The following is an 18,061-nucleotide window of genomic DNA, read 5'->3' as shown; positions in this document are numbered from 1 at the left end:
CATGACCAGTCTCGCCATTCCCGGACCGTCGGCCGTCCCCGCAGTGCGCAATCCGTACAAGGAGCGTCTCGCGCCTTGGTCGCAGGAAGCTGAACAGGCCGTGCTGGGCGCCATGTTGCTCGATGCGGACGCGGTCATGCGCGCCATCGAGCATGTGGATGACACGATGTTCTATCAGGAAGGACATCGTCGGCTCTTTCGGGCGATGTATGCCATCACCGAACGCGGCGGGGTCATCGACCCGCTGACGTTGGCCGACGAACTCGAACGGCGCGGCGAGTTGGCGCACGCGGGTGGACGCGAGTATCTGGCATTCCTGCTGGACGCGGTGCCCACCGTGGCGAACGTCGAGTATCACGCGCGCATCGTCAAGGAAAAGGCGCTGTTGCGTCGGCTGATTGAAGTGTCGACGGAAGTCGTCAGTGAAGCCTTTGAAGGGCGCACCACCGCGTCCGACCTGCTCGATTCCGCCGAAGCGCGCATCTTTTCGCTGGGTCAGTCGAAGGAACGCACCGGCTTCTCGCGCATCAAGGAACTGCTCTGGCCCGCCATGGAGAAGCTGGAACTCCTGGCCCAGCGCGAATCCGCCATTACCGGGGTGCCCAGTGGATTTTATGACCTCGACAATCTGACCTCGGGCTTCCAGCCGGCCGACCTGGTGATTGTGGCGGCCCGTCCGTCAATGGGCAAGACCGCGTTCACGTTGAATATCGCGCAGCACGCCGCAATCACGGCCAAGACCGGTGTCGCGTTTTTTTCGCTGGAAATGAGCAAGGAATCGCTGGTGCAGCGTATGCTCGCCAGTGAAGCGCTCATCGACGCGCAGGCGTTGCGGAAAGGTGGTAGGGCGCTCGATGAATCGATGCCGCGCTTGGCGCAAGCTGCGGGTATTCTCAGTCATGCGCCAATCTTCATCGATGACACGCCGGGTATCGGTCTCTTGGAAATGCGCGCCAAGGCGCGACGTCTCAAGGCGGAACACGATATCGGCCTCATCATGGTCGACTACCTGCAACTCATGAGCGGACCGTCCAATTCCGAGAACCGTCAGCAGGAGGTGTCGCAGATCTCGCGCGGCCTCAAGGGACTGGCGAAGGAACTCGGCGTGCCGGTCATCGCGTTGTCGCAGCTCTCGCGCGCGCCGGAACAACGCACTGGCGATGATAAGGGCCGGCCGCAACTTTCCGACTTGCGTGAGTCGGGCGCCATTGAGCAGGACGCCGATGTCATCATGTTCATCTTTCGACAGGAAGTGTACGCCGAGCGTGATGAAACTGGGCGTCTCAAGGATCCGACGCTGGAAGGCAAGGCCGAGATCATCATCGGCAAGCAGCGCAACGGACCCATCGGCAGTGCGCGGCTGTTCTTTCACAAGCAATACACGCGCTTCGACAACTTCTCGAGTCGACAGGCGCCCACCGATGCCGGGATGGGGCCGAAGCTGGTGAAAGGTCCCGATGACTACGCGCCCTTCTGATGGCGAAGGCGCGCACGGTGTACCGCTGCACAGAGTGCGGCGCGGAATTTCCGAAATGGGCCGGGCGATGTGAAAGTTGCGCGGCCTGGAACACCTTGGCCGAAGAGCCGGTCGCGGCGACCACGGTCAGCAAGCGCACCGCGGCGCGCGTCGCAGGCGGTCTCGCGGGAGCGACCGTCCAGTTGCGTTCGGTCACGGGGGCGGAGACCCATCGGTGGCGCACCGGGCTCAATGAGTTCGACTTTGTCCTCGGCGGCGGTATCGTGCCGGGCAGTATGGTGCTGGTCGGTGGCGAGCCGGGCATCGGCAAGAGCACGCTGTTGCTGCAGGTTGCGGCGCGCCTCGAAACCGGGAAGCACGCCACGCTGTACGTCTCCGGGGAAGAGTCGGCGCTGCAGGTGAAGCTGCGGGCCGACCGTCTGACCGAAGCAGCGGGCTCCGTGTCGTTGCTCACCGAGACGTCGCTCGAAACCATCCTCGCCACTGCATCGCAGGCGCGGGACGATGGACAGCGCATCGACGCATTGGTGATTGATTCCATCCAGACCGTCCACACCGAGTTGCTGGAAGGCGCGCCGGGCAATGTCGGGCAGGTGCGAGAGTGCGCCGCACGGCTGATGCGGTTCGCCAAGGAAACCGGCACGACCGTGTTCGTGATCGGTCATGTCACGAAGGGTGGCGGTATTGCCGGGCCCAAGACGCTCGAGCACATCGTCGATACGGTGCTGTACTTCGAGGGTGACGGCACGCTGGATCATCGCGTGCTTCGCGCCACGAAGAACCGCTTTGGCTCCGTTGATGAGATCGGCGTCTTCCGCATGCTGCCGACTGGACTGGTGCCGGTGGAAAACCCGTCGGCGCTATTCGTGGGCGATCGCTCCGATGTCGCCAGCGGCAGCGCCGTCTGTGCCCTCATGGAGGGCACCCGTCCCGTGCTCGTGGAAGTGCAGGCGCTGGCGGTGCGTGCGGGATTCGGCACGCCGCAGCGAGTGGCCAGCGGCATCGACTCGCGGAGACTGGCATTGCTGCTGGCGGTGCTCGACAAGCGCGGCGGATTCTCGTGCGCCCAACTCGACGTGTTCTGCAACGTGGTCGGGGGGATGCGCGTGCAGGAACCGGCAGTGGACCTGGCCGTGGTAGCGGCGTTGGCGTCAAGCGTGGTGGACCGACCGCTGCCGGCGCGGGCCGTCTTTCTTGGTGAACTTGGCCTTGGCGGCGAAGTACGTCCGGTGTCGCAGGCCGAACGTCGACTCTCCGAGGCCTCGAAACTCGGCATGACGCAAGCGTTTCTGTCCGATCGCGCGGTACCGCGTCGGGTGCCCAAAGACATGGAGGTTGTCGGCGTGCGCACGTTACGCGATGTGCTCCAGCGAACCGTCGGTGCCGGCGCCGCCTCGTGAGGGCCTCTCAGATATGACCGCCTCTGACTTGCCGCATCCGCGTCGCCACGTCCCGCCGCCGACACCCGCGCGATCTCGGGACGATGCCGTGTCACTCACCAACACGTCCGTGACCCGTGATGTGGGTGTCGTGATTGTTGCCGGCGGGACCGGATCGCGCACCGGCAGCACGGAACTGAAGCAATTCCGCTGGGTGGCCGGTAAGCCGGCGCTGCTCCACAGTGTGCAGGCGTTCATGGCGCGACCCGACGTGGCCATCGTGGTGGTGGTCCTGCCCAAAGCGTACGCGGCCGATCCGCCGCCCTGGCTGTTTCAATGCGACGTCGATCGTCTGCTGGTGAGCACGGGCGGCGCCCATCGGCATGAGAGCGTCGTCAACGGCCTCGAGGATTTGCCGGAGGACGTGGTCATTGCCGTCGTGCATGATGCGGCGCGACCGCTGGTGACCGATGATACGATCGATCGGGTGATCGCCGAGGCACGCAAAGGGCACGGCGCTATCGCCGCATTGCCGGTGGTCGATACGCTCAAGGAAGTCGATGACACGGGTCGCATCGTACGGACCATTGATCGCGCGCATCTCTGGCGTGCGCAAACGCCTCAGGCATTCCCTCGCGCAATCCTTGAGCGCGCGCACGTCGAAGCGCAGCGCGACCGCATCGTGGCCACCGACGACGCGGCACTGGTCGAGCGCCTCGGACTGCCGGTCATGGTGGTGCAGGGGAGTGAGCGCGGCCTCAAGATCACCACGGATTCCGACTTCGCGCGCGCGGATGCGCTGAGCACGATTCCGGAATGAGCATGCAGTCGCTCACCATCCCGTTCTGGTCACCGGCCGAGATCGATGCTGCGCTGCGTGGCGTCATTGAGCACCTGACGAATCGCGGTGTCCTGGCTTATCCGACCGAGACTGTGTATGGCTTTGGGACGGCGGTCGATCATGAGTCGGTGGAGTCGTTGGTGACGCTCAAGGGTCGTCCTCCCGGCAAACCATTCCTCATGTTGATCGGTGACCCCGGGCAAGTGGCGCGACTTGACCTGCACCTGCCCACCTATGCGGCGCATCTGGCGGCCCGCTTCTGGCCGGGTCCACTCACGCTGGTTCTGAAAGGCGGGGATGGACGCGTTCCGACCCGATTGCGCGGTCCCGAAGGCGGCGTGGCGGTGCGGTGGACGCCGCATCCTGGACTGCAACGGCTCCTCACCGCCTACGGCGAACCGATCACCAGCACCAGCGCCAATCGCCCCAGGGTACCGCCAGCCATGACGTGTGGGGAGATTGTGGAACAGTGGTCGGAGGCGATTCATCGGGGCATACTGCACGTGCTCGATGGCGGCCGGTTGTCGCCCTCGCCACCATCCACCGTGGTCGATTGCACCGGACGACGTGGCCGCGTCATCCGACCAGGCGTGTTGTCGGCAGCGCTGCTTCGCGAGTGTGTCCCCGATCTCGTTGGTGATACCTGAACCCATGCACATTCTCTTTGTCTGCACGGGCAACACCTGCCGCAGTCCGATGGCCGAGGGGATTGCGCGCCGACTGATCGCCGACCGCGGCCTGCGTGATCTGGCCGTTTCGAGCGCGGGCACCAGCGCGTGGACGGACGCGCCGGCGTCTGACGGTTCGCTCCTCGTGGCGATGGAACACGGGATCGATCTGGCTGAGCACCGCGCGCGACAACTCTCCCCCGACATTGTGGCGGCCAGCGAGATCATCCTCGCGATGGGACCGCATCATCTCGAACGTGCGGAAGCGCTGGGCGGCAGCGGTCGGACCTGGCTGTTGACGGGTTTCGTCGATGCCAATCGTGCCCGGCCGGTCAGTGATCCGTTTGGCGGAGAACTCGACATCTATCGCGCCACCTACGATGAGTTGGAGGATGAGATCGGTCTGGTGCTTGATCGCATTGTCCGCGACCGCCGTGGGCCCTCGACCTGAGTTCGCCATGTCCGCGCTCGTGAAGCCGTCGCGACTGGTGTTACTCGGACACCCGATCGCGCATTCGCTGTCGCCGGTGTTCCAGAACGCCGCCCTGCGATACATCGGGTCCACGCTGCGCTATGAACTGCTCGATGTGACACCGGCGCGACTCCATGACACGTTGGATGCGCTGGCCGCGGAAGGCGCCGCGGGAAATGTCACCGTCCCGCATAAGTCTGCGGTAGCATCACGAGCCCGATGCACCGCGTTGGCCGAACGGGTCGGCGCCGTCAACACCTTCTGGCACGTTGATGGCATGCTCCATGGCGACAATACCGACGTCGCCGGCGTCTCGGCCTCGATCACCGCGTTGTGCCCCTTTGGCGTCGCAGAGACGCGCTGTGTCGTGATCGGGGCTGGGGGATCCGCCGCGGCCGCCATTGTCGCGTTGAGTACGCTCGGCTGTGGAGACATTGTGATTGCCGCTCGCAACGCCGAGGGGGCGCGTCGTCTCGCCGCGCATGCGGGCATCAGCGTGCGAGTGGTGTCCATCGACGACCCGGGTGTTGGCACCGCCGGATTGGTGATCAATGCCACACCGATTGGCATGACCGACGAATGCATGCCGGTACCGCCGTCCGCCTTGTCGGCCAACACCGCGGCCCTCGATCTGGTTTATCGGCGGAACGCCACCGCGTGGGTGCGGGCGTGCCGCGAGCGCGGTCACCGCGCTGAAGATGGGTTGCGCATGCTCCTGGCACAGGGCGCATCGGCGTTCGAACGGTGGTTTGGAGTCCCGGCCCCTCGCGAAGCCATGTCACGCGCCCTCATCGCGGAAGCCGGTCGGTGCGCCTGATGGTTGCAACCACCAGCCTCTCCCGATTCACCGGTGCCTCACACGCATTCCGGCGCGTCGCCATCGGACTCACCTCGGTGCTGATGCCGCCGGCATGCGCCGCATGTCGGGCCCCCTGGACTCCTGCGGTGAAGGCATCGTGTGTCGCCTGTGCGTGGCGCGCCTGGTTTCCTTTGTCGACCCTCGGTGCGTGCGATGCGGTCACCCGAGACTCGCGCCGTGGACCCCGCTTCCGGCAGGTGCGTCGGCGACCGGTTCGCCCGATGCCATCCCTCCCTGCCGCTGGTGTGCGCGTCTCCCGGCATTTGTGCGAGCCGTACGGTCAGTCTGCCGCATGGATGTCGGAACCGGGGCGTCCCTTGTGCATGCGCTCAAATACGAAGGGTGGCGCGGCACGGCACATGCCATGGCCCGCCGGATGTCCCGCGTGGATTTTCCGGATGACGTGGTGCGAGAACGGACGGCGCTTGTGCCGGTCCCGTTGGCCGCCACGCGTCAACGTGAGCGAGGCTACAATCAGGCCGAATGCCTCGCGGACGCCTTGTCGTTGCACTGGCGCGTGCCGGTGTGGAACGACGTCGTGTGTCGAACGCGACATACCAGATCGCAGGTGCGGTTGACACCGTCCGAGAGGACTGGCAACGTGTTGCATGCCTTCGCGGTCGGTGATTCGGCTGCGGGTCGGCTGCGTGGTGCGCATGTCGTGCTGGTCGACGACGTAATCACCACGGCGGCCACCCTCAACGCCGCTGCTCGGGCGCTGACGGATGGCGGGGCGCGTATCATCAGCTATATCACCTTCGGGCGGGCGCCGGATCCGGGCGACCGAGCCGACACCGACTTTGACTCTGACCAGGACTGACCGGAATGGCTATTCGTGTTGGCATCAACGGCTTCGGCCGCATCGGCCGTCAGGTGCTTCGTGCCGCCAAGCAGCAAGGCGTTGCCGATATTGATTTCGTCGCGGTCAATGACCTGACGGACACCAAGACGCTGGCGCACCTCTTCAAGTACGACTCGGTGCACGGCCAGTTCGAGGGAGAGGTCAGTGCCGACGCCGACGGCATTACGGTGGACGGCGATCGTATTCGCATCCTTGCCGAACGCGATCCCGCCAAGCTGCCATGGAAAGAACTCGGCGTGGATATCGTGCTCGAATCCACGGGACGCTTCACTGAACGCTCGGACGCGGCCAAGCACATCGCCGGTGGCGCCAGGAAGGTGATCATTTCCGCTCCGGCCACCAACGAAGACATCACCATCGTGATGGGGGTGAACAGCGACAAGTATGATCCGGCCGCGCACCACGTCATCTCCAACGCCTCGTGCACGACCAATTGCCTGGTGCCGATGGTAAAGGTGATTCGCGACAATTTCGGATTTGTGCACGGCTCGATGGTCACGATTCACAGCTACACCAACGATCAGTCCATTCTCGACCTGCCGCACAAGGACTTGCGCCGTGCCCGTGCGGCGGCGGTCTCGATGATTCCCACCACGACGGGTGCCGCGAAAGCCACCGCGCTCGTGATTCCCGAGGTGAAAGGCAAGATCGATGGCATTGCGGTGCGGGTGCCGACACCCGATGTCTCGCTGACGGACCTGACCTGTGTCGTTGAGCGGGTCGTGACAAAGGACGAGGTCAACGCCGCGTTCAAGGCCGCCTCCGAGCGGTCGCTGGCGGGGGTGCTTGGCTACAGCGAAGTCCCGCTCGTCTCCATCGACTACGTGGGCAATCCGAATTCCTGCACGTTGGATGCCCTGAGCACGATCGTCATCAACGGCACGATGGTGAAGATTTCCGGCTGGTACGACAACGAGTGGGGATACTCCTCCCGGTGCGTCGACTTGCTGCGTTTTGTGGGCGCGCGTCTCTGATCGCGCTGACGGCCCGCGATATTGACCGAGAACCGTCGAGCCCCGGTGCCCATGTGCCGGGGCTCGCGCACAACCGACTATGACCACTCGCACCATTCGTGACCTGACGTCGGCGGACCTCGCCGGCAAGCGCGCCCTCGTGCGCGTGGACTTCAATGTGCCGCTGGATGAGCACGGGCACGTCGCCGATGCGACGCGCATTGCCGCCGCGGTTCCGACGATCAACGCGTTGCTCGATGCCGGCGCGAAAGTCATCCTGCTGGCCCATTTCGGCCGACCCAAGGGCGCTCCCGAACCGAAGTATTCGCTGGCTCCGGTCGTCGGAACGCTGCGCGAATTGTTGGGGCGTCCCGTGTCATTCTTGCCTGAGACCGTTGGGGCGTCGGTCGTTGCGGCGACACGGGCACTCGCCCCGGGCGAGACACTGCTGCTGGAGAATACGCGATTCCTGCCGGGTGAGGAGAAGAACGACGACGCACTCGCGCGCCAGTTGGCCGAGTTGGGCGATGTGTATGTGAACGATGCGTTCGGCGCCGCGCATCGCGCGCACGCCAGCACGGCCGGCGTGGCGAAGTACTGCCATCCAGCGGTCGCCGGGCTGCTCATGGAGAAGGAACTCGCCTATCTCGGCGGCGCGCTGGCGGCGCCGAAGCGACCGTTCGTGGCGATTCTCGGCGGATCCAAGATTTCTGGCAAGATCGATGTGGTGGAAGCGCTGCTGCCCAAGGTTGATCATCTCCTGATCGGCGGCGCGATGGCGTGCACGTTCTTCAAGGCGATGGGGCTGGAGACCGGAAATTCACTGGTCGAACCCGATCGACTGGACATGGCCAAGGATCTGCTGGCTCGCGCTGGTGCCAAGCTGGTGCTGCCAGTGGATGCGATGATCGCGCCGGCCATGGACGCAACCGATCAGGCGCACGTGGTTGCCCGCGAGGCCATTCCCGTCGGACAGGCCATGTTCGACATAGGCCCTGAAACCATTGCGACCTATCGCGGCCTGGTGACCGGCGCGAAGACCGTGCTGTGGAACGGACCCATGGGCGTGTTCGAGAAGCCACCTTTCGACGCCGGCACGTTGTTGGTTGCCCGTGCGATGGCCGATGCGACTGACGCAGGCGCGACGACGATTATCGGCGGAGGCGATTCGGCGGCCGCCGTCACGGAAGCCGGACTTGAGCATCGCATGTCGCATGTGTCCACCGGTGGCGGAGCGTCACTGGAATTTCTCGAAGGAAAGGACCTCCCCGGCGTCTCGGCGCTGGACACCCACTGACGTCAGCACGTCGTTTCTGCACTCCGCCATCTGACCCGACTGATCATGCATCGCAAGCCCGTGTTCGCGGCAAACTGGAAGCTCAACCTGACGCCCACAGATGCGCGTGCGTTCCTCCAGCGATTTCTTGCGCTCACGCCACGGCAACAGGACCGCACCATCATCCTGTGCCCCTCGGCGATGACCGCCAGCACCGTGGCCGACGCCTTGCGCGATCGCCCGGACATCTGGGTGGGTGTACAAAACGTCCACAGCGAGGCGCAGGGGGCGTTCACGGGGGAGAACTCGGTCTTGATGGTCCGTGATATCGGGGCACGGGTCGTTCTGGTCGGTCACTCCGAGCGTCGACATGTCTTCGGAGAGACCGACGAGATGACGACGAAGAAATGCGCATTGGTGGCCAACGCACGACTCATCCCCATCCTCTGCGTGGGCGAGACGCTTTCGGAAAGGGAGTCTGGCGCGACCGCTTCCGTGGTCGAGCGTCAGCTGGCGGCGGGCATCGCCGAAATGGATGATGTGCAGGTTGGTGCGATGATGCTGGCCTACGAGCCGGTGTGGGCCATCGGGACGGGCAAGACCGCAACCCCTGAGGACGCGAGCGACATCCACGGCGTTTTGCGGCGCGCGCTGACGGGGCGCGTTGGCGAAAAGGCGGCGCAGGCGGTCCCGATTCTCTATGGCGGGTCGGTGAATCGCGGCAATGCCTCGACCCTTCTGGCGTCCACTGACGTGGACGGGCTGCTGGTTGGAGGGGCCTCGCTGGATCCCGACGGATGGAGCAGCATTACTCGCAGCTGACGGAAAAAGCCGAGTCTGTCGCAAGCCTCGGCAAGGGAAGGACTTGAATCCCGTCGCGCGAAGCGTGATTTTACAGGGCTAACGGTTTCCGTAGTCGCCTCGCACCTCATTCGCACCATGTACACGTTTCTCCTCGTCCTGCTCATCCTCGATGCGCTCGTGCTCGGCGCCGCCATCCTGCTCCAGTCGGGGAAGGGGGGTGGCCTCGCCGCCAACTTCGGTGGCGCGAGTTCCTCGTCCGATTCCGTGATGGGTACGCGACAGGCGGGAAACCTGCTCACGAAGGCCAGCTGGTGGTGCGGAGGGATCTTCCTCGGTCTCGCTTTCATACTCCAGCTGATGTCGTCGCGTAGCGCGGCTCCGAAGTCGGTGCTCGACAAGATCGGCGGCCCAGCGGCCGTTCCGACGGCGCCATCGACAGGCGCCCCGGGCGCGGCCCCCGCGTCTCCGCTCACGTCGCCCGCTGCGGCTCCCGCCGCGCAGCCCGTCACCCTCCCGTCAAGCCGTAACGCGCGTGGATGCACTCGCACCCAAAGGGTTCCTCCTCCTCGAGGACGGAACCCTTTTTCTCGGGCGGCTGATCGGGCCGACGCTGCCGACGGTGGCCGAGGTGGTCTTCACCACCAACATGACCGGCTATCAGGAGGTCTTCACGGATCCGTCATATCGCGGCCAGATCGTGGTCATGACGGCGCCGCAGATCGGGAATTACGGCGTGAACACGGAGGACCCCGAGTCGGCACGGCCGCAGGTCGCTGGCATCGTGGTCCGCGAATTGTCGCGCACGTATTCGAATTGGCGCGCCACGGGAAGCCTGCGTGACTGGCTCCTGGAGGGGGGAGTGCCCGCCCTCACCGAGGTGGACACGCGACGACTCACCAAGCACTTGCGATCGTCCGGCGTAATGCGCGGAGTAATCGGGCTTGGAGAAACTCCATCGCGCGAGGCGCTGGAGGTGCTGGATGCCTGTCCCAGCATGGAAGGGATGGACCTCGCCACCGTGGTCTCGACGCGCGAGAGCTATTAGTGGGGTCGTGAAGACGCCCAGTATCACGTGGTGGCCTTCGATTACGGGATCAAGCGAAATATCCTTCGGTTGCTGGAGGCTCATGATTGCCGGGTGACGGTCGTTCCGTCGGACACGTCGGCGGCGGCGGTCATGGCGATGCATCCCGACGGTGTATTCCTGTCCAACGGTCCCGGCGATCCCGCGGCGGTTACGTATGCGCCAGCGACCATTCGAACCCTCGCCGGTGCGCAGATGCCGATGTTCGGAATCTGCCTTGGTCACCAATTGATCGGGCTCAGCTTTGGCGGCCATACGCAGAAGATGCCGTACGGCCACCGCGGCGGGAACCAGCCGGTGAAGGACCTGGCCACCGGGAGCGTCCTGATCACGTCCCAGAACCATGGATTCGCCGTCGCCGGATCTGCCTCCGGGGTTGATGGGGCACCGGATCTGGCGGTAACGCACATCAATTTGAACGATGGGACGGTTGAGGGGCTGAGGCACCGTACACTGCCGATCTTCGCCGTCCAGTACCACCCCGAAGCGGCTCCTGGACCCCATGATGCGGTCCCCCTCTTCGACCAGTTCGTGACGGCCCTCGAGTCCCGTCGTGTCTCAAGTGAGCCAACCGCTTGACTGATAAGCACTAAGGTCATACGTTCGGACCTTCGGTACGCTGCGTCTTTTGCCCCCGCTGGCGCGCGTCGAACCCCTGGTAGAGCCCATGACGAAAGCCGATCTGGTGGAGAACGTCACGGCGCGTATTGCGCAGACGGCCGGTCCGACGATCTCCAAGAAGGACTGTGCGCGGGTCGTCGACGCGTTTCTGGACGCGATCAAAGACGCCCTGCAGGAACAGAAGAACATCGAGGTTCGAGGTTTCGGGACGTTCAAGATCCGTCAGCGGAAGACCCGTATGGCGCGCAACCCGCGTACCGGATCCCCGGTCGAGGTATCGGCGCGTCCGGTTCCCGTCTTCAAGCCATCGAAAGAACTGCGTGCCATGGTGGCCGGCATCGACATCGCGCATCTCGACGATCACGACGACGACGATTACGAATCCTGACGCATGCGAACACCTGACAGCGCCCCGCGACGTGAGAGTGTCGCGGGGCGTTTGTGTTGACCGTGGATCGGGAACCAAATGAGGTGTCACGTGCTATCTTCAACAGTCACATGAGTATCCACGTGTTGCTCTTCGCGTCTTACGCCGATGCCTTCGGCGCGCGCCGGATTACGATTCCGGTCACCTTGCCCTGCACGATTCGCGATCTGGTGACAAGTCTCCGTCGACTCCCTGGTGGACACGTGCTTCCGGATGAGCCGTTGGTGGCCGTCAATCACGAATGGGTGCGTGACGAACGCGCGATTGTCGCGGGGGATGAGGTCGCGATCATTCCGCCGGTTGCCGGCGGCTGACATGGCGGTCGAGGATATCGGAGTCCCCCACGTGGCCATCGTGAACGGGCCCATCGACATCACGCGGTTGACGTCGTACGTGGAAGACTCGGGCGTCGGCGCGATATCGCTGTTCTTGGGCACCGTGCGCAATCTCAACGATGGGCGTCAAGTGACCGGCATCGATTACGAGGCGTACCAGCCGATGGCTGAGCGCGAGTTGCAGGCGATTGTGCGTGAGACCTGCGACGCCGTTCCGGGGCTGCGGTTAGCCGTCGAGCATCGAGTTGGAGCCCTGGTCGTCGGAGACGTGAGCGTGGCGATTGCCGCCGGGCATGCTCGTCGAGCTCCCGCCATGGCGGCGGCGCAACGGGTTATCGAAACTCTCAAGTTGCGCGTCCCGATCTGGAAGCGTGAACACTATGTCGACGGAGAGCGCCGGTGGGTGGACCCGACCGTATGACATCTGGCGGCGAGACGCTGACGGACCAGTTTGGTCGGTCGATCGAGTACCTGCGTATCTCGGTGACCGATCGCTGCAACTTCCGGTGCCAGTATTGCATGCCGATGGAAGGCCTGCCGTGGCTCCCGAAGGCGGACATCCTGCGTTACGAGGAGATTGCAGCCATCGTGCGCCAGTTGGCGCCGCTGGGCCTCAGGCGACTTCGCATTACCGGCGGCGAACCGACCATCCGGCCACGACTTGCGGCGCTGGTGCGTATGTTGCACGAGATCCCCGGCATCGAGGATATCTCGCTCTCGACCAATGGCGTGAAACTGCCGGAACTGGCCGCCGAACTGCGCGACGCGGGCCTCAATCGCGTGAACATCAGTGCCGACTCCATGCGGGCCGAACGGGTGGTCGCGATTGCCAGACGCGACCTGGGGTTCGACATCGTGCAATCAGCGCTCGCGGCGGAGCGGGCCGGATTGGCGCCGGTCAAGATCAACGTCGTGGTCATGCGCGGCGTGAACGACGATGAAATCGCCGACTTCGCCGAACTGACCCGATCGCACCCGTGGCACGTGCGGTTTATCGAGCTCATGCCCGTGGGCGACCTGCGTGAGCTCACCTGGGAACACGTGGTTTCCAGCGATGAGGTGCTTGCGCGGGTGCGCGGCCTCGGCACGCTCGTGCCGGATCCGGGGCCGGCGCGCGGGAACGGGCCGGCCGTCTACTGGCGTTTTCAGGACGCGCCGGGTTCGATCGGCGTCATTACCCCGATGTCCCACACCTATTGTGAGCGGTGCAACCGGGTTCGCCTGACTGCCGATGGCCGGCTGCGAACCTGCTTGTTCGGCGACCATGAGGTCCTGCTGCGGGATGCGTTGCGCGAGGGCCAACCGTTGGAGCCGCTTTTCCGACAGGCCTTGGCCAACAAGCCCAAAGCGCATGATCTGCTCCAAATGCGCGTCGGTGGCCTGCGGGCGCTCAGCGAAGTTGGCGGCTGATGTGCCGGTGTTGCGGCGGCGTTGCTCGCCGTGCCGCAGCGACCTAACTTGCGACCACAGCTCATCACGAACGCCGGGTGTGCACCACGACTCGTGCGCTCACAGTGGTGTTTCGCATCGTCATCTGCACGGACCCTGGTCCGGAGAACCGACACAACATGGTCAACAAGATCACGGTCGTTGGCGCGGGCAATGTAGGCGCGACCACGGCCCAGCGCATTGCCGAGAAGTCCCTCGGGCGAACGGTCGTCATGGTGGACGTCGTCGAGGGGATTCCACAGGGGAAGGGTCTCGACCAGTGGGAGTCCGCGCCCATTGAGGGATTTGACTCTCGAGTGATCGGTACGAACGACTACGCGGCCACAGCCGATTCCGACATTGTCGTGATCACGGCCGGGATCGCCCGCAAGCCCGGGATGACCCGCGACGACTTGCTGAACACCAATGCCGGCATCGTGAAGTCGGTGTCCGAGCAGGTTCGTGCGACCTCGCCGAACGCGATCGTGATCGTCGTGTCGAATCCGCTCGACGTCATGTGCTATGTCGCCAAGCAGGTGACGGGCTTCCCGCGCGAACGCGTGATCGGCATGGCGGGCGTGCTGGATACGGCGCGCTATCGCTCGTTCCTGGCAGAAGCGTTGGATGTCTCGGTGCTGGACATTCAGGCCATGGTCCTCGGCGGCCACGGCGATACCATGGTGCCACTGATTTCGTACACCACCGTGAGCGGCATTCCCGTGACGCAGCTGATGCCGCGCGAGCAGCTCGACGCGATTGTGCAACGGGCACGCGACGGCGGTGCCGAGATCGTGAAGCATCTCAAGACCGGCTCAGCGTACTATGCGCCGTCCGCCGGTGCGGTCCAGATGGTGGACGCCATCGTGAACGATCGCAAACGCATTCTCCCATGCGCCGCCTGGCTCGATGGCGAGTACGGGATGTCCGGCCTGTTCCTTGGCGTTCCCTGCAAACTCGGGCGCCGCGGACTCGAGAAGGTGCTTGAGATCGAACTCACCGCCGATGAGCGAGCCGCGCTCGAAAATCGGCGCACGCCGTTCGCGAACCGATGTCGGTTCTCTCCCTCTAGTCTTTCGGCACCGGCGCGGCCTTTCCAGGTCGCGCCGGTACTGTCTTCTACCCCCTCCATGTACGGACTCTCTCGATTCTGGCAGAGCACGATCGGCAAGAAGATCGTGATGGCGGTGACGGGGATCATCGGGATCCTGTTCGTCATCGGCCACATGTCCGGCAACCTGCTGATGTTCAAGGGGCAGGATGCCATGCATCACTATGCGCTGCTGCTGCGCACCAGCATGCCGCTGCTGTACGTCGTTCGCAGCGTCCTGTTGGCCGCCGTGGTGCTGCATGCCGTGTCGGCCTACCAGCTCACCATGCGCGCTCGTGCCGCGCGTCCCGATGATTACGCGGTTCGCAAACCGCAAGTCACGACCCTGGCCGCGAAGACGCTGCGCTGGGGCGGCGTGTTGCTGCTGGCCTTCATCGTCTTTCACTTGCTCCAGTTGACGTTGGGGGTCGTGCACCCGCGGTTCACGCATCTCGACCCGTACAACAATGTCGTCATCGGATTGTCGAATCCGTTCGTGGCCGCGCTGTACATCGTCGCCATGCTGGCGCTGGCGATGCACCTGTATCACGGCATTTGGGCGGTCGTGCGAACACTGGGGATGGCGCGACCGTCCACGCAGCCGTTGAAGCGCACGGTGGCCCTCGTGGTGGCCGTCGTCGTGGCCGCCGGTTTCCTGATCATCCCCATCGCCACGCTGGCGGGCGCCTTTGCTGAAGCCCCGCCATTGGTGGACACCGCGTCGACGTCGGTCGAACAGAACTCGCTACCGGCACCAGTTGCCGCGTTGCCCGCCGGGGAGACCCGCTGACATGGCTGATCTGAATCCGAAGGTCCCCAACGGCCCGCTCGAACAGAAGTGGGACGAACACCGCTTCTCCATGAAGCTGGTCAATCCGGCCAACAAGCGCCGACACTCGGTCCTTGTCGTCGGCGCGGGGTTGGCTGGTGCGTCGGCCGCCGCCACCATGGCGGAGTTGGGCTACAAGGTGTCGTGTTTCGTGTTTCACGATTCGCCGCGCCGGGCCCACTCCATCGCCGCCCAGGGCGGCATCAATGCGGCCAAGAACTACCAGAATGACGGCGACAGCGTGCGCCGCCTGTTCTACGACACGATCAAGGGCGGTGACTTCCGTGCCCGCGAGGCGAACGTGTATCGCCTGGCGCAGGTGTCGGTGAACATCATCGACCAGTGTGTGGCGCAAGGCGTGCCCTTCGCGCGCGAGTACGGTGGCCTGCTGGCCAATCGGTCATTCGGCGGATCGCAGGTATCTCGCACATTCTATGCGCGCGGCCAAACGGGACAGCAGCTGTTGCTGGGTGCCTACCAGGCGCTGGAGCGACAGGTGGGACTGGGCAGCGTCGCGATGCACACGCACGAGGAAATGCTCGATGTGGTCGTGGTGGACGGGCACGCGCGCGGAATCGTCACGCGCAACCTGGTCACCGGCGCGATCACGTCGCATGCTGCCGACGCGGTGGTGCTGGCCACTGGTGGATACGGCAACGTGTACTACCTGAGCACCAACGCGATGTATTCGAATGCGACCGCCATTTGGCGGGCGTACAAGAAGGGCGCCGCATTTGCCAATCCGTGCTACACGCAGATCCATCCCACCTGCATTCCGGTGAGCGGAGACCATCAGTCCAAGCTGACGTTGATGTCCGAATCACTGCGCAACGACGGCCGCGTGTGGGTGCCGTTGAAACAGGGTGACCACCGCGCCCCGTCGCAGATTCCCGATGCGGAACGCGACTACTTCCTGGAGCGGAAGTACCCGAGCTTCGGCAACCTCGCGCCGCGTGACATTGCGTCGCGGGCCGCCAAGGAAGCCTGCGACGACGGTCGTGGCGTGGGCCCCGGCGGATTGGGCGTGTACCTCGACTTCGCGGATGCCATCAAGCGACTTGGCCGGGATACGATTGCCGAACGCTATGGGAACCTGTTCGACATGTACCAGCGCATCACCGACGAAAATCCGTATGAAGTGCCGATGCGCATTTATCCGGCCGTGCACTATACCATGGGCGGACTGTGGGTCGACTACAACCTCATGAGCACCATCCCCGGCTTGCATGTGGCCGGAGAGGCCAACTTCTCCGATCACGGGGCGAATCGGCTGGGGGCGTCGGCGCTCATGCAAGGGCTGGCGGATGGGTACTTCGTGCTCCCGTACACCATCGGTGATTACATCGCCAGCACGAAACTCGCGCCGGTCGACACCACGCATGCCGCGTTCACGTCGGCCGAGGCGGCGGTGCGTGCGCAGCAGGAGACCTTTCTCTCCATTGGCGGCAAGCGCACGGTGGACTCGTTCCACAAGGCCCTTGGCAAGATCATGTGGGATCATTGCGGCATGGCGCGCACGCGCGAGGGGCTGACGAAGGCCCTTGCGCTGATCCCCGCGCTGCGCGAGGAGTTCTGGCGCGATCTGAACGTGCCGGGCAGCGGGAATTCGTTGAACCAGTCCCTTGAGAAAGCCGGGCGCGTGGCGGATTTCCTGGAGTTGGGTGAACTGATGTGCCGCGACGCGCTGCATCGGGAGGAGTCCTGCGGCGGACACTTCCGTGTCGAGTATCAGGAGGCAGGGGAAGCCAAGCGCAACGACGAGCAGTTTGCGTATGTGGGCGCGTGGGAGTACGCGGGTGACGGCAACACACCGATCCTCAACAAGGAACCGCTCGTGTACGAGAACGTGCACTTGTCCACGCGGAGCTACAAATAATGAAGCTTACTCTCAACGTGTGGCGTCAACCGGCGTCCAAGGCGCCCGGCAAGCTCGAGACGTATACACTCGATGGCGTCAGTGCCGACATGTCGTTCCTCGAGATGTTCGACATGCTCAACGAGCAGCTGACGCATCAAGGCAAGGAACCCGTCGCGTTCGCCCACGACTGTCGCGAAGGAATCTGCGGGTCCTGTGCCATGATGATCAACGGGCAGGCGCACGGTCCGTGGAAGGGAACCGCCACATGCCAACTGCACATGCGCGCGTTCAAGGACGGTGACATCATCACGGTGGAACCGTGGCGGGCGTCGTCGTTCCCCATCGTGAAGGATCTCGTGGTCAACCGCGGATCGCTGGACCGGATCATACAGGCCGGCGGATTCGTGTCGGTCAATACCGGCGGGGCGCGGGACGCCAACGAGATTCTGATCGGCAAGGAAGTCCTGGAGGAGTCCATGGATGCGGCGGCCTGCATCGGCTGTGGTGCCTGTGTGGCAGCCTGTCCGAATGCGTCCGCGTCGCTGTTCACGGGCGCAAAGATTGCGCATCTGGGCGCGTTGCCCCAGGGACAGCCCGAGCGTGATCGCCGCGCGTTGTCCATGGTCGAACAGATGGATCTCGAAGGATTTGGGCATTGCACGCTGGTGGGTGAATGCCAGGAAGCGTGTCCCAAGGAGATCAGCATTGATGTGATCAAGCAGATGAACCGCGATTACCTGATGGCCAGCGTCAAACGACGCGAACCGCGGGCGGGTGTCGGGGCGGGCTGAGTATCGCTGC

17 protein-coding genes and 2 pseudogenes are annotated in these 18,061 nt (G+C 64.3%); all 19 read left to right on the top strand.

Annotated elements, in window-relative coordinates:
* Position 1 precedes the first annotated feature (1 nt).
* The 19 genes and pseudogenes from dnaB (at position 2) to IPP90_17330 (ending at position 18,051) form a co-directional block, all read left to right on the top strand.
* Positions 2-1,477 (top strand): replicative DNA helicase, encoded by a 1,476-nt coding sequence (gene dnaB, locus IPP90_17420; protein MBL0172455.1) that lies wholly within the window; start codon positions 2-4, stop codon positions 1,475-1,477.
* Positions 1,477-2,877 (top strand): DNA repair protein RadA, encoded by a 1,401-nt coding sequence (gene radA / locus IPP90_17415; protein ID MBL0172454.1) that lies wholly within the window; start codon positions 1,477-1,479, stop codon positions 2,875-2,877. The genes dnaB and radA overlap by 1 nt, the downstream gene beginning before the upstream one ends.
* Before the next feature lie 13 nt (positions 2,878-2,890).
* Positions 2,891-3,676, top strand: a complete 786-nt coding sequence (gene ispD, locus IPP90_17410) for a 2-C-methyl-D-erythritol 4-phosphate cytidylyltransferase (protein MBL0172453.1) — start codon at positions 2,891-2,893, stop codon at positions 3,674-3,676.
* A complete protein-coding gene (locus IPP90_17405; GenBank protein MBL0172452.1) occupies positions 3,673-4,344 on the top strand; it encodes a threonylcarbamoyl-AMP synthase in 672 nt (223 codons plus the stop codon). The genes ispD and IPP90_17405 overlap by 4 nt, the downstream gene beginning before the upstream one ends.
* Positions 4,345-4,348: 4 nt before the next feature.
* Positions 4,349-4,816, top strand: coding sequence for a low molecular weight protein arginine phosphatase (locus IPP90_17400; GenBank protein MBL0172451.1), 468 nt, complete (start codon positions 4,349-4,351; stop codon positions 4,814-4,816).
* A 7-nt stretch (positions 4,817-4,823) separates the two neighbouring features.
* On the top strand, positions 4,824-5,654 hold the full coding sequence (locus IPP90_17395) for a shikimate dehydrogenase (protein MBL0172450.1): 831 nt from the start codon (positions 4,824-4,826) through the stop codon (positions 5,652-5,654).
* 334 nt (positions 5,655-5,988) lie between these two features.
* Positions 5,989-6,516 carry a ComF family protein gene (locus tag IPP90_17390; GenBank protein MBL0172449.1) on the top strand — a complete coding sequence of 176 codons (528 nt, stop codon included), beginning with the start codon at positions 5,989-5,991 and terminating at the stop codon, positions 6,514-6,516.
* 5 nt (positions 6,517-6,521) lie between these two features.
* Complete coding sequence (gene gap / locus IPP90_17385; protein ID MBL0172448.1) at positions 6,522-7,532, top strand: type I glyceraldehyde-3-phosphate dehydrogenase; 1,011 nt, start codon at positions 6,522-6,524, stop codon at positions 7,530-7,532.
* A gap of 79 nt (positions 7,533-7,611) precedes the next feature.
* A complete protein-coding gene (locus IPP90_17380) occupies positions 7,612-8,808 on the top strand; it encodes a phosphoglycerate kinase (GenBank protein ID MBL0172447.1) in 1,197 nt (398 codons plus the stop codon).
* Between the two features lie 45 nt (positions 8,809-8,853).
* Positions 8,854-9,609 carry a triose-phosphate isomerase gene (locus IPP90_17375; protein ID MBL0172446.1) on the top strand — a complete coding sequence of 252 codons (756 nt, stop codon included), beginning with the start codon at positions 8,854-8,856 and terminating at the stop codon, positions 9,607-9,609.
* Between the two features lie 514 nt (positions 9,610-10,123).
* A pseudogene (gene carA / locus IPP90_17370) lies at positions 10,124-11,254 on the top strand (glutamine-hydrolyzing carbamoyl-phosphate synthase small subunit).
* An 88-nt stretch (positions 11,255-11,342) separates the two neighbouring features.
* The gene (locus IPP90_17365; protein MBL0172445.1) at positions 11,343-11,684 is read left to right on the top strand and encodes an integration host factor subunit beta; all 342 of its coding nucleotides are present in this window, start codon (positions 11,343-11,345) and stop codon (positions 11,682-11,684) included.
* A 110-nt stretch (positions 11,685-11,794) separates the two neighbouring features.
* Positions 11,795-12,037 carry a MoaD/ThiS family protein gene (locus IPP90_17360; protein ID MBL0172444.1) on the top strand — a complete coding sequence of 81 codons (243 nt, stop codon included), beginning with the start codon at positions 11,795-11,797 and terminating at the stop codon, positions 12,035-12,037.
* 31 nt (positions 12,038-12,068) lie between these two features.
* Positions 12,069-12,479, top strand: coding sequence for a molybdenum cofactor biosynthesis protein MoaE (locus IPP90_17355; GenBank protein MBL0172443.1), 411 nt, complete (start codon positions 12,069-12,071; stop codon positions 12,477-12,479).
* Positions 12,476-13,468, top strand: a complete 993-nt coding sequence (moaA, locus tag IPP90_17350) for a GTP 3',8-cyclase MoaA (protein ID MBL0172442.1) — start codon at positions 12,476-12,478, stop codon at positions 13,466-13,468. The genes IPP90_17355 and moaA overlap by 4 nt, the downstream gene beginning before the upstream one ends.
* Positions 13,469-13,626: 158 nt before the next feature.
* Positions 13,627-14,555 (top strand): annotated as a pseudogene (gene mdh, locus IPP90_17345) (malate dehydrogenase).
* Between the two features lie 58 nt (positions 14,556-14,613).
* Positions 14,614-15,363, top strand: coding sequence for a succinate dehydrogenase cytochrome b subunit (locus IPP90_17340; protein ID MBL0172441.1), 750 nt, complete (start codon positions 14,614-14,616; stop codon positions 15,361-15,363).
* A gap of 1 nt (position 15,364) precedes the next feature.
* Positions 15,365-17,278, top strand: a complete 1,914-nt coding sequence (locus tag IPP90_17335) for a fumarate reductase/succinate dehydrogenase flavoprotein subunit (protein ID MBL0172440.1) — start codon at positions 15,365-15,367, stop codon at positions 17,276-17,278.
* Positions 17,278-18,051, top strand: a complete 774-nt coding sequence (locus tag IPP90_17330) for a succinate dehydrogenase/fumarate reductase iron-sulfur subunit (protein MBL0172439.1) — start codon at positions 17,278-17,280, stop codon at positions 18,049-18,051. Before IPP90_17335 ends, IPP90_17330 begins: the two co-directional genes overlap by 1 nt.
* The last annotated feature ends 10 nt before the right edge of the window (positions 18,052-18,061 follow it).

It is taken from the genome of Gemmatimonadaceae bacterium, from assembly GCA_016720905.1.
Taxonomy (GTDB): Bacteria; Gemmatimonadota; Gemmatimonadetes; order Gemmatimonadales; family Gemmatimonadaceae; genus Gemmatimonas.
The sequence above is the reverse complement of the archived record's forward strand: the minus strand, read 5'-3'. Positions and strand labels throughout refer to the sequence as shown.